The organism is Vagococcus penaei (assembly GCF_001998885.1).
Classification (GTDB): Bacteria; Bacillota; Bacilli; order Lactobacillales; family Vagococcaceae; genus Vagococcus; species Vagococcus penaei.
Map to the genome: position 1 here is coordinate 874,295 of NZ_CP019609.1, position 12,314 is coordinate 886,608.

Annotated in this window: 9 protein-coding genes; 3 read left to right on the forward strand and 6 right to left on the reverse strand. The window is 36.3% G+C overall.

Going from position 1 to position 12,314, the window contains the following annotated elements; genetic code table 11:
• Window positions 1-100 precede the first annotated feature (100 nt).
• From BW732_RS04130 to BW732_RS04150, 5 genes are all read right to left on the reverse strand, one after another.
• Entirely contained in the window at window positions 101-3,316 is a 3,216-nt protein-coding gene (locus BW732_RS04130) for a DEAD/DEAH box helicase (protein ID WP_077275593.1), read from the reverse strand.
• An 11-nt stretch (window positions 3,317-3,327) separates the two neighbouring features.
• A complete protein-coding gene (locus tag BW732_RS04135; protein ID WP_077275594.1) occupies window positions 3,328-5,004 on the reverse strand; it encodes an SbcC/MukB-like Walker B domain-containing protein in 1,677 nt (558 codons plus the stop codon).
• 35 nt (window positions 5,005-5,039) lie between these two features.
• Window positions 5,040-6,479: an AAA family ATPase gene (locus tag BW732_RS04140; RefSeq protein ID WP_077275595.1), complete on the reverse strand. Its 1,440-nt coding sequence runs from the start codon at window positions 6,477-6,479 to the stop codon at window positions 5,040-5,042.
• A 9-nt stretch (window positions 6,480-6,488) separates the two neighbouring features.
• Complete coding sequence (locus BW732_RS04145; protein WP_077275596.1) at window positions 6,489-7,622, reverse strand: exonuclease SbcCD subunit D; 1,134 nt, start codon at window positions 7,620-7,622, stop codon at window positions 6,489-6,491.
• Between the two features lie 96 nt (window positions 7,623-7,718).
• Window positions 7,719-8,354, reverse strand: a complete 636-nt coding sequence (locus tag BW732_RS04150; protein ID WP_077275597.1) for a lysophospholipid acyltransferase family protein — start codon at window positions 8,352-8,354, stop codon at window positions 7,719-7,721.
• 127 nt (window positions 8,355-8,481) lie between these two features.
• On the opposite strand from BW732_RS04150, the gene BW732_RS04155 reads away from it, so the two are divergent.
• The 3 genes from BW732_RS04155 to ispE all read left to right on the forward strand — a co-directional run bounded on the left by BW732_RS04155 (window position 8,482) and on the right by ispE (window position 10,413).
• Entirely contained in the window at window positions 8,482-9,225 is a 744-nt protein-coding gene (locus tag BW732_RS04155) for a tRNA1(Val) (adenine(37)-N6)-methyltransferase (RefSeq protein WP_077275598.1), read from the forward strand.
• Entirely contained in the window at window positions 9,215-9,493 is a 279-nt protein-coding gene (locus tag BW732_RS04160) for a GIY-YIG nuclease family protein (RefSeq protein ID WP_077275599.1), read from the forward strand. Before BW732_RS04155 ends, BW732_RS04160 begins: the two co-directional genes overlap by 11 nt.
• 62 nt (window positions 9,494-9,555) lie before the next feature.
• Window positions 9,556-10,413 carry a 4-(cytidine 5'-diphospho)-2-C-methyl-D-erythritol kinase gene (ispE, locus tag BW732_RS04165; protein WP_077275600.1) on the forward strand — a complete coding sequence of 286 codons (858 nt, stop codon included), beginning with the start codon at window positions 9,556-9,558 and terminating at the stop codon, window positions 10,411-10,413.
• Window positions 10,414-10,519: 106 nt separating this feature from the next.
• Here the strand turns inward: ispE and BW732_RS04170 are convergent, their stop codons facing one another.
• On the reverse strand, window positions 10,520-12,253 hold the full coding sequence (locus BW732_RS04170; RefSeq protein WP_077275601.1) for a pyruvate oxidase: 1,734 nt from the start codon (window positions 12,251-12,253) through the stop codon (window positions 10,520-10,522).
• Window positions 12,254-12,314: the final 61 nt, after the last annotated feature.

The following is a 12,314-nucleotide window of genomic DNA, read 5'->3' on the forward strand; positions in this document are numbered from 1 at the left end:
AATAAAATAGTATGCTACAAAGTAACTCAGTCCTATAACTATATTAAATAGTAATAAAAATACTGAAACAGACAGTTTTGTCTGTTTCAGTATTAAGTCACTACTCACCGATATCAAGAATTGATTTTAAATCACTCACAGTCATTTGAGCGAGAGGTTTTACATCCTCTGCATTCATCACTTGATCGAATAATTCTTTTTTAGTTGCTTGTAATTGATGCATTTTTTCTTCTATTGTTCCTTCCGAAATCAGACGCCAAACTTCGACTTTTCTTGTCTGTCCCATACGGTGTGCACGACCAGTCGCTTGATCTTCCACAGCAGGATTCCACCATAGATCATACAAAATAACAGTATCTGCACCCGTTAAATTCAGCCCAGTACCTCCGGCTTTTAAAGAAATCAAGAATACATCATTTTCACCTCGATTAAACCGTTCAACCATTTCTTGACGTTTCGCAATCGGAGTGCTACCTCTTAAATAAAATGTTGAAATACCAATTTTTTCAAATTCTTCTTCTAAGATAGACAACATACTTGTAAATTGTGAGAATAGCAACATCCGTTTGCCATTAGCTTTAGCTGTTTGAACAAGTTCCAATGTTTGCGTTAATTTTCCGGAACCACCTGTATAATCTTCTAAGAATAAACTTGGCTCACAACAAATTTGGCGTAGTCGCGTCAACCCAGATAAAATACTGAGTCGATTACGATTTAGGTCCGCGTCAGTCATCGTTGAAACTTGTTCTTGCATTTGTTGCAAGAATGCTAGGTAAACTTTTTTCTGCTCATCAGTTAACTGACTATATAAATCAGTTTCAACTTTATCAGGTAAATCTTTCAAGACCTCTTTCTTCTCACGACGCAAGACAAACGGTTGAATCATCATCGCAATCGTTTCAGTTGGTAACTTTTTAAATTGACGGAGTGCAGGAAAAAATCCTGGCATAATTAATTTAAATAAAGCCCATAATTCTTCTAATTTATTTTCAATTGGCGTGCCACTTAACGCAAATTTTTGTTTAGCTTTCAAGATTTCAATTGACTGAAACGTCTTCGTTGCTGCATTCTTAACCATTTGTGCTTCATCTAACACCAAACTATGGAATGTGGTGGCTTGATAGAGCTCGCTATCTTGACGCAATGTCGTATACGACGTAATCAAGATATCTACATCAGGCATTTGCTCTATTAAGGCCTCACGTTCAGCCTTAGACCCCATAACAATCATCGTTTTTAAACTAGGAGCAAAGCGAGCCAATTCTTTTTTCCAATTAAATAATAGACTAGCTGGTGCTACAATCAAGCTAGGTTGTGTTAATAGATTATCGGCTTTTTCAGAAAGTAAATAGGTGATTAGTTGTAACGTCTTACCTAGCCCCATATCATCAGCTAGGATACCCCCAAATTGATAATGGCTTAACATTTTTAACCATTTAAATCCGACTTCTTGATAATCACGTAAAGTCGCCTGTAATTCTGTCGGAATAGTTACCGGATACGTCTCTGGATGGCTTAAATAAGTGACCATTTCAGATACTGAATCCGACGTCTCAACATCATTCGTTTGACTAATAATTTGATTAACTAGCAAACCACGATATTTCGGCACGGTTAATTTACCTTTTTTGATTTTAATATCATGTCTTAATTTTTGAAGTACTTGACTCGTTTGTTTGAAATGATCGTCATCAAGAAAAATTAACTGCCCACTCTTTAATTGGTGATACTCCTGATGTTTCATCAAGCTGATTAAGACATCATTCACTTCTTCATCACCAATATTAGAAATATCAAAATTAATATCAAGCCAAGAGCCCTCATCTAAAATACTAATTTTCGGTTGATATTCTTCTGGCTCAACAAATAAATGATTTAATGCATCTGATAATTCGACAGTCGCATAACGTTGAAATAGCGGAATTTCATTTTTAAAAAATTGATACAAACGTTCACCATTTGGCATATTTTTCATGTAAGATAGTCCGCGCTTAGTATAACCAAAGTGTTCAAGTAATTTCTCGATTTGCGTTTCACGCACTTGATTACGTACCACACGACCTTGCTTAGCATCAGTCGTCGAATAGTCACTATCACTAGAAAAAACATACTCGCCATAAATAAAATCTACTCGAACCTGTAATTGCCCACGCTTACTATCAATACTTAACTTAGTCTCCAAAGGAAAACGGATCATTTCAGAAGTTAAGGTATCAGACATTTTGACAGTCGCAATACTTTCTAAATTAGGGATAATATACGAGAATAAACCACCAACTGTTTTCTCGTTAAAGCGCATAGTGGCCTGTGGGACTCGTTTTAAAACTTGTCTTAATAATTGATATCGCTCAGATTGTTCGCTATCAATTTCATAAATTGAATGGCGTGCGATTAACCATTGGTACTTTTCTAAATGCAATTCAATATGGTCGTTGATATCTAATTGATAATCTGAGACCCCTACTGGTGATACATGTAGTTCAAGTGGAATTTGATTTTGTTTAAATAACAACGTTTCCTTTTTTTCTTCACCCATAATAAACAAAAGTCGTTCCTCAGTCATAAGCTGATTAATAAAATACTTCGCATCTTCTTTATCTAAAATCACATAACGTTTACTAATTTTCCCTTTAGGTTGAACTCCAGCGGCTGCAGTAAACATTTCCTGATTATGCGTAATATCAACCAAACGTTCCAATAATTGGTCATCGCGTTTCGTAAACGAGTTATCACTAATCACATAATGATTGTCGTTAATTAAAAGAACACCCTTGAATTCATAACACCATAATAAATCTTTGATATTCTTTACAATATATAGACGGCTACCTGGTTCACGACGACCGATTTTAGCAGACAAGCCAATCACAGATTGTTCTGGATGATGTGCTGTAGCCTCTATAACCTCGAGTGTCCACTCAATTTTTAGGGGATCACTTTTCAAAAGCATACGATCAATGACAGATTCTTGAACATGTTCGAAACTAGTTGTCAAAATCTCAGCTGGTGTTGGTGCTTGATAGGTGCTTTTATTTGTCACTTGCTTTTTAATATAGCGATTTAACCCTTTTTCACGTAAAGCAAGTTCAACTGCTACGGTATGTTTACAAAAATTATTATGTTGATGCCAGTATTGGCACTGGCAGACATCTTCTTCTTTGGCAGTACCATCTAATTCAACATGAAAAACCTCCGAACCTATTACGTCGGCATACCATACTTGCTGTTCTTCATTTTTACTGATAGAGACTACTCGACCATCTTTAGCATATTCTCTACCTTCTTCAACTATTTTTTCAGGGATGGACCATTTCATACTATCACGTCCTATTCAAATTCTAGTCGCTCTTTTATTCGACTTTTACCTTCTGGGGAGGCAATTACTTGTAATTGTTGGAGAATTCGCTCTTTTAATTCACGAACATGGGAAATAATTCCAATCAAACGCCCGTCACCACGAATTAATTCTAACGAACGAATCGCCATCTCTAACGATTCTTCATCCAATGAACCAAAGCCTTCATCAATGAACATCGCATCAATCATAATTCCTCCAGCATTTTGCTGAATGACTTCTGTTAAGGCCAATGATAAAGATAGAGCCGCGATAAAGCTTTCGCCACCAGATAGAGTATTAACACTACGGGAGACACCCGTAAAGTCATCGAAGATATTCATTTCTAGACCGGTACTTTTTTTATATGAACCTTGCTCATGATTAATTTCAAAACGGTAACGTCCAGTTGTTAGTAGCGCTAAACGCTGATTGGCTAAACGTAAAATTTCAGCCAAATACAATTGTAAAACATAGCGCTCTAAGCTTAATTTATTCATACCATCACCATTTAAAACATCCGATAATTCCGTTAATTCTTGTAACTGTTCTAAATCTTTTGCCGCTTTTGTTAGCAATGCTTGGATACGATTCATTACTTGTTCATTAGCGTCCATTATAAACCGTTGCTCAGCTAGCTCTTGTTTACTCACATCGAGTTCTACTTTTAAGTTGTCACACATGACTTGCCATTCTTCTAGTTCCACTGGCATTTGGTTCGCTAATTCCTTAGTTAATAATTGCAGTTCTCGTTTCAATGCATACTCTTCTTTTTCGAACTGCTGCACCTTCTCAATAATCGCTTCTAGTTCAGGAAGCTTTGGTCTTAACGCCAAAAATTCATCAAACGACAACTGATTATCCACTAAGTGAGACATTAATTGAGTCGATAATTGGGCTGTTCTTTTCTCAAGTTCATCTAACTGATTATCGTAGTTAACCTTGGTTACTTGTTTAATCTGTAAAGCTTGTTGAGTCTCGACCAATTCGTGTTGCTGTTTTTCCAAATCATTTTGCCAAGTGCTTATAATTTGCATCAGCTGAATTTTTTCTTCTTGTAAGCTATCACCTTGTAAATTATGACTAGGAAGTTTTTGAGATATCGACTCCAAAACACCTTGATGACTAGCTAAGACTTGTTGACAGTCACTTAATACTAATTGTATTGTTGCTTGCCGTTTGCTCAATATATCTAATTCATCTTGACACCTGATACTATCTTCTTTGGCTTGATCAATAACTATTAATTGCTTTTGTAACTGCTTAATTTGTTTCTTAATATCAGTAGCGCATACTTCCAACGATTCCTTCCACTCTGACACCGGACTATTTGGAGAGATACTTTTAGGTAAATCTGCTTGAATAGAGGCTTTTTTTGTATCGATTGCTAATGCCAATTGGTCTAACTGCTGTTGATAGCCTGTCAATTGACCAGTCAAAGTTTGGTAGACAAGACGTACTGATTCTAACTCTACATCTAGCTGGTCTAGCTCATTAGTTAATGTGTGAACAGTCGCTGTCGTATCGGTAACCATATGTTGTGCGTCACTTTTAGGATGTTCTAAAGATCCACATACTGGACAAGGTTCCCCAGGTAACAAATCTGACATTAGCTGTTGAATTAACTGCTTAGCTAAGTCACTTTTAGCTACACGTTTCGCTTGCTCCAAACTATTAAGTCTCTCTATTACTTGATCTTTCTCAATCAGGTCATATTTTTTTGTTCTTCTAACTTTTGTGTTTGAACTAATAATTTTTTTAATTCCTCAATTCTATCACATAGCCAGTCATTTGTTTTCATGTCTTGCTCACACGTATTTAATTGTTTCAAGAACGTAACTTCTTGAGATACAATCAGGTCTAACTCACTTTTTTTCTTTTGCAATGATGTGACATCACCTGTTAGTTGTTGAAGCAGTTCTTTTTGGTCAGTTAGCTCTTTTTCTTTAACTCTTAATTGTTCTTTGATAACTTGTTGTTCAGTGACTAATGGTAACCACAAATCAATTTGAGCCACACGATCTTGTTTTTGCGCCATCTCGCTATCTTGCTTTTGTAGACTTTGAATCTCTTGGTCACATGTCACTAATTGTTGGTCTAAATTTGTGATTTCTCGATTAATTGCTATCAACTTATTGGTCAGCTCAGTTATATCTTGCTGTTTTTCCAGAACAAGCGTGTAAGTATTGTCGAGTGTCGCCACTTGATTTAGGCGGTTGGCTCTCACTTTTAAATCGACTATTTGGTCTTTTTCGTTATCTAACTCACTTAGTGACTGTTTGACATCTTTAAGTTGTGCAAAGCGTTGATTAATACGTTCACCCTGTGTAATTTTTTCAAGCAATTGGTTATACGTCTCGGTTTGCTGCCTTAGGTGTGTCTTCAGCTCTTTTATTTGTGAGTCATAGCGGATTGTTTGCTCCTCATATACCTCAAGATAGTCTGTTACTAAACTGTCTGCTATCAATTTTTCTCTAAGCAAATCATCAAATTGTAACTGTTTAGCTAAAATTAACGTTTCCTGTCGAACTTCTGCTAGCTGTCGATCACGCTTTTTTTTCTGTTCTTTTAATTGCTCGGCGATTTGTTGATATAAAGATGTATTAAATAATTGACGTAACACTTTCTCTTTATCATTGCTATCAGCATTTAAAAAGCGCCTAAACTCACCTTGTGGTAACATGATAATCTGTAAAAATTGGGCACGATTGAGTTGCAATAATTCATGAATAAACAATCCAACTTCTTTTTCTTTAGTAAGTTGCTTAATTTCCTGTCCTTCCTGGTTATAAACGGTTAGACAAACCTTTGCCGGTTGAACACGAGTCCCTGTACCACGAGCTTTATTGACTAATTGTTCTGGTTCTCTAGTCACAGTATAGGTTAAATCACGATAGCTAAATTCAAAGGTCACAACAGTTCGCTCGTCAGGCGTCGCAAAACTTGAACGCATGTCTTTGCCTTGTCTTAGTCCTCCAGATGTACTCCCGTAAAGCGCATAAGTCATACCATCGAAAATAGTCGTCTTACCAGCACCCGTTTTTCCTGTAATTAAAAACAACGATTGGGCATAAAACGACCTAAAATCAATCGTACAGTGGTCATAAGGACCAAAATTATGTAATTCTAAACGTAATGGCTGCATGGGCAAATCTTACCTTTCTTTGAGTGTTTGACTAATGGCGTCAGACAACCACGCCTCTTGCTGTACAGTTAGTATTTTATCTGTCATAGTTTCAAAATATTGTTTGGTTAAATGCTCTGGATTTAGTTGGCTAACATCTGTAATTGTTAACTCAGCCACCTCATTATCAGTTGGTGACTTTACTGCACGTTCTAGACTAATTAATCGTGGATAAACTGCCCGTAGTTGTCCTAAGCTATCATCAACAACTGCTGTATCGGTCAAGGTAATACCAATATAATCCTCACGATTAATCGCCTGATAAAAATCAGGATCTAAAAGTTCTCCCAATTGACCAGTTAAATGAACGACATCACGGATAGGACTAATGGGGATAAAGCGACTCGTTACCTCATCTCCTATTTCAACTAGGCGAACACCTTTTTCTTGACCACATTCAGACAGTGAATATTTTAATAATGCTCCACTATACTTTATTGTTTCTAATTTTCTAATGGCATTAAAATAATGTAAGTGTCCTAGTGCAACATAATCGAATTCAGCAAACAGATTAGCAGGAACATTATCCAAACCTCCCACTTCTAAAGGTGTTTCCGTATCACTTTTGAGAGCACCTTGCACAAAGAAGTGTGTTACTAGCAAGTGTTTTTTCGTTGGATCAAACGTCTGTTTTATTTTATCAATAACCAAAGTCATTGCTTGTTCAATAGTACGAATATCGTCTCGACCAAAATAGGCACGCGCATGAAATGGTTCAAAATAGGGCAATAAGTAAAGCTGGCATGATTGATAGTCAATCGGTTCAAAAGCTTGTTCGAGCTGGGTATGTAAATAAAATTGTGTCGACTTTAACCAAGGTGCACCAACTTCTAAACGAACGCGACTATCATGATTACCTGATATCGCAAAAACGGGTAATTTAGCGGTCATGTTCATCTCAATCATCATTTGGTGAAACAGCCCCACGGCTTCCACTGATGGTACTGTCCGGTCATATAAATCACCTGCAATAATAATCGCATCAACTTCTTCGGTTTGAGCAATTTGCATCAATGAATCAAAGGCAGCTTTTTGTTCTTCTAATAATGAAAAACCATTCAGTTTCCGTCCAATATGCCAATCAGCAGTATGTAAAAATTTCATTTTTGTCCTCCTAAAATAGGTCTTCTATCTATTATAGCAAACTATTAACAAAAAAGTGGCACTCGAACAACGCAAAAAAAAGAAAAGTAAAAGCGATTAACTTTTACTTTTCTTAACTGGTTTAACATAGACAAAATCAGGATTGATTAATTTATCTAGTTCTAAAAATGATGCTTGCATGCGACGTTCGACTTCTGCAATACCCGCTTTATCCATTTTTTTAATATCGGAAATATCAATTGGTGCACCATATCGTACCGTTACACGTTTCTTAGTCCATAAGCCCCAGAATTTTAACGGGCCTTGATAAACGGCAGGTACAATACTCGTTTTAGATAATTTACTAACTAAAGCCGCGCCACCTTTTAATTCATCAGAGTACCGACTTCCACTTGGAAAAATCATGACACTTAAATCAGTATTCTTTAACGTCTTAACTGGGGTTTTAATGACACTCGGTCCAGGATTTTCACGATCCACAGGAAAAGCGTGGCATTTTATTAAAATGAACCGTAGAATTGGATTTTTAAATAACTCTTTTTTCGCCATAAATGAAAAACGCTTTGGCCAAGCACCTAGCGCAAAAAACATTGGCTCATACCAAGTCCGATGAGGTCCAACTAATACGTAATTTTCATCTTTTGGCAAATTTTCTTTGCCTTCAAATTTTGTATTTGTATTTATTAAAAACACTAATACGCCAACCAAACGCACGATAAACGTATAAAACATACTCTTCCATCCTTTATCTTTACTATCTAACTGTAAACAAGTATGCCTAATAACGACTAAAGTTTCAAGTTTTTATGATGATTTTTTGTTATAATCAATGAAAAATTAATAATTAAGGAGTTTTATTATGTCAGACTTACTCAAAGAAAATGAGCGTATTGACCAATTACCCGCACAAAACATTCAAATCATTCAAAGCCCTGATGTTTTTTCTTTCTCATTAGATGCCGTGCTACTTGCTCATTTCGCTTCAATTCCAAAACGTGGGACAATCATCGATTTTTGTGCTGGAAATGGTGCTGTTGGTCTATTTATGCAGCCCAGAACAACTGCTTCAATTATAGGAATTGAGTTACAAGAACGACTAGCAGATATGGCCACACGTAGTATTCAATTAAATCAATTTGAGCAACAACTGACTATCATTAATGCTGACGTTACTAAGGCACTTGATTATATCCCTACTGATTCAGTTGACTTTATTACCTGTAATCCACCTTATTTCAAAGAACAACCCAAAAGTAAAAAAAATCCAAATCCTTATCTGGCTATTGCTCGCCACGAAATTCATCTAAAATTAGACGATGTTTTTTACACAGCCAGTAAGTTATTAAAGATGACTGGTAAAATCGCCATGGTACATCGACCAGACCGGTTACTTGATATTATTGATAGTATGCGTCGTCACCGAATTGCACCAAAAAGAGTGCAATTTATTTATCCTAAAATGGGTAAAGAGGCAAATATCATTTTAATCGAAGGCATCAAAGACGGAAAAACGGATGGTTTGAAAATTTTACCACCGATTATCACTTATGACGAAGCTCAACAATATACACCTGAAATTAAGGCATTACTCCATGGCGACTAAACAAACGGCTTATTTTTATGTTTTAGAGTGTGCTGACCTTAGTTATTATGCTGGCTATACAACTGACATTGGTAGACGTCTAAATGAACACAATACAGGAAAAGGTGCCAAATATACACGCTTGGCTAGCCGTCGTCCTGCTAAGCTAATTCACATAGAAAAATTTCCATCTAAAAGCGCGGCCATGAAAGCAGAGTATGCCTTTAAACAACTGACTCGAAAACAAAAAGAATGCTATTTAGCGAATAATCCCAGCTCGAATGTTTAAAAGATGTTTTTTTTCATGTATAATAAATTCAATACAATCTATTGTTATTTAGGAGGGATTAAATGGAAGTGATCGAAAAGGCACCTGCTAAAATAAATTTAGGTTTAGACGTCTTATATAAACGCCCTGATGGCTATCATGAATTAGAAATGATTATGACCAGTATTGATTTATCTGATCGTTTAACCTTTAGTCCACTACCAAATAAGAAAATCATTATTCAGACTGACAATGGTTTTTTACCACGAGATAAAAAAAATAATATTTACCAAACAATTGAAATCATGCAAAAGGCTTATGGTTTTTCAGACGGTGTCTTGGTTCACTTAACTAAAAATATTCCTGTGGCCGCTGGTTTAGGTGGCGGTAGTAGTGATGCCGCAGCAACTTTTCGAGGCTTGAACCGTTTATTTGGTCTTAATGCAACACTTAACGATATGGTAAAGTTATCGATTCCAGTTGGCACTGATGTTCCCTTTTGTCTTTATGGTAAAACAGCTCTAGTAAAGGGATTAGGCGATATTGTTCAGCCACTAGAACATTCCATACCTCAATGTTGGGTCGTTTTGGTTAAACCCAAATTAAGCATCTCAACACCAAAAGTTTTTTCACGTATGCGTCTAGAAGAACTTCATCACCCTAATATTCGTGCTCTAAAAACGGCGATTGAACAACAAGACTACCAACAAATGACTAAAGAATTAGGTAATTCACTTGAAGGCTATACCTTAAATAAATACCCCTCTGTTCAAGGAATTAAAGATAAAATGCTCGCTTTTGGCGCTGATGCTGCCGTCATGAGCGGTAGTGGCCCAACTGTCTTTGCGTTATGTCAGCACTATTCTCGCGCAGTTCGTGTTGCAAATGGCTTGCGAGGTTTTTGTGACGAAGTTTATCTAGTACGAACCTTAAATCAATAAGTTGATACCTACTATTATTTAACTAGGTAATCAGCCAAAAGCCCGATATTATTTACTGTTTAGTAAATAATATCGGGCTTTTGGTATTATACTGTCATTACCCTGTTTATAGAAACTGACGTAGAATTTCTTTTAGTGGCGGTAATTTAGGAAAGTGATGCGTTTCTTCTAAATAATTTAAGGTGAATTTTCCATAGCCCTCAGCTTCTGATTTGACAATTTTTCCAGGAAGTGGTGCATCATCAGTTACGTATACATTCACTAAGGTAGGCGTTGTAACCAGTTTTAAATTAGGTAATAATTTTTCTAACTCTTCTGGCGTTCTAACAGTATAGCCCGTCCCTCCACACGCTTCAGCAACTTTCGCAAAATCGATATCCGCTAAATCAATTTCATAATTTAATTGACCAGATGATTCTTGTTCATATTCAATAAATGCTAATTTTTGATTATTGACTACAAATTGGACAAAAGGTAAATCATATTTTACTGCTGTCACAAAATCTTGCATGACCATTGCAAAGGCACCATCCCCAGCCACTGAAATTACTTGTCGCTCAGGATAATTTAATTTGGCTGCAATCGCACCTGGTAATGCACAGCCCATTGTTCCTAACCAAGCGGAAATTAAGTATGATTGGGTTGGTTGAACACTTAAAAAACGCGCTCCCCATGATGTCGATGTTCCAACATCAATTGAAAAAATAGTCTCTGGAGTCGCTATTTTCTCCACACATGACATCATAAATGCCGGATGAATTTGTGTTCCTTGTTTATTTTTCTCCTCAGTCATCCAACGATTCCAATGAATCATCGTCTGTTGACAAGCCGTTAAAAATCGTGCATCTGTCCGAAGTTCCCCTAATTCATTTATCGCTGTTAAGAAATCCTTAACCGTCGCTTCCAATGCAACTGTAACCGGGAATCGCTTGCCAAATACTTGAGGATTAATGTCGATTTGAATACACGTACAATCTGATTTAGGTAAATAATCAACATAAGGATAATTAGTCCCTAACATAATTAATAAATCAGCTTCTTTCATGGCTTCATAAGCAGGTTTTGTTCCCAATTTACCAACATTTCCCAAAGAATTGAGATGGTTATCTGCAATAACACCTTTACTAGGCATCGTTTGAATAATCGGTAAATGATTCATTTCAATAAACCTTTTTAATTCAGAACTACTGTCTTTTGACCCAACTCCAGATAAAATGATTGGTCGCTTACTTTCTTTTAATAGTTTGGCGACTTTTTCAACTTTTCCTGAATCTAATCTTGGGCGACTAAAAAGTTGATCTTGTCCGCTCAGATTATGATAGGTTTCTGTGATTAATTGGTCTGGGAAATTATCAGGAATTGTTAAGACCGCTACTCCTCGTTGATTAATCGCTGTCCGAATCGCTTCATCTAATAAGACTGGCAAAGACTCAGGTGATTGTACCAACTTGTTAAAAACAGCCACATCTTGAAACATAGCAGTATTATCAACTTCTTGGAAAAAATCTGAATTCATAAATTTAGATGCCACTTGGCCTACTAATGCTACTACCGGAACGTGGTCCATTTTCGCGTCATATAAACCATTTAATAGATGAATGGCACCAGGCCCGCCAATTGATAAGCACACACCGACATTTCCAGTTAATTTTGCTTCACTGGCTGCTGCTAGAGACGCTACTTCTTCATGACGAACTTGAATAAACTCTATTTGGTCTTTCACTTTGTGTAGAGCATCTACTGTTGTATCAATTGAATCACCAGGTAAGCCATAGATTCTTTTGATATTCCAATTAATCAAGACGTTCATCATTTCTTTTGAAGCTTTTACTTTACCCATTTGTATCACCCTTTTCGATTAATATAGTTTAATTATATATTAAATGTTATTTTAATACAAA

Coding starts and splice junctions, on each gene's coding strand:
- BW732_RS04170 (WP_077275601.1), bottom strand. CDS start 12,253: ATGGGTAAAGTAAAAGCTTCAAAAGAAATGATGAACGTCTTGATTAAT.
- BW732_RS04150 (WP_077275597.1), bottom strand. CDS start 8,354: ATGTTTTATACGTTTATCGTGCGTTTGGTTGGCGTATTAGTGTTTTTA.
- BW732_RS04140 (WP_077275595.1), bottom strand. CDS start 6,479: ATGCAGCCATTACGTTTAGAATTACATAATTTTGGTCCTTATGACCAC.
- BW732_RS04155 (WP_077275598.1), top strand. CDS start 8,482: ATGTCAGACTTACTCAAAGAAAATGAGCGTATTGACCAATTACCCGCA.
- BW732_RS04145 (WP_077275596.1), bottom strand. CDS start 7,622: ATGAAATTTTTACATACTGCTGATTGGCATATTGGACGGAAACTGAAT.
- BW732_RS04160 (WP_077275599.1), top strand. CDS start 9,215: ATGGCGACTAAACAAACGGCTTATTTTTATGTTTTAGAGTGTGCTGAC.
- BW732_RS04130 (WP_077275593.1), bottom strand. CDS start 3,316: ATGAAATGGTCCATCCCTGAAAAAATAGTTGAAGAAGGTAGAGAATAT.
- ispE (WP_077275600.1), top strand. CDS start 9,556: ATGGAAGTGATCGAAAAGGCACCTGCTAAAATAAATTTAGGTTTAGAC.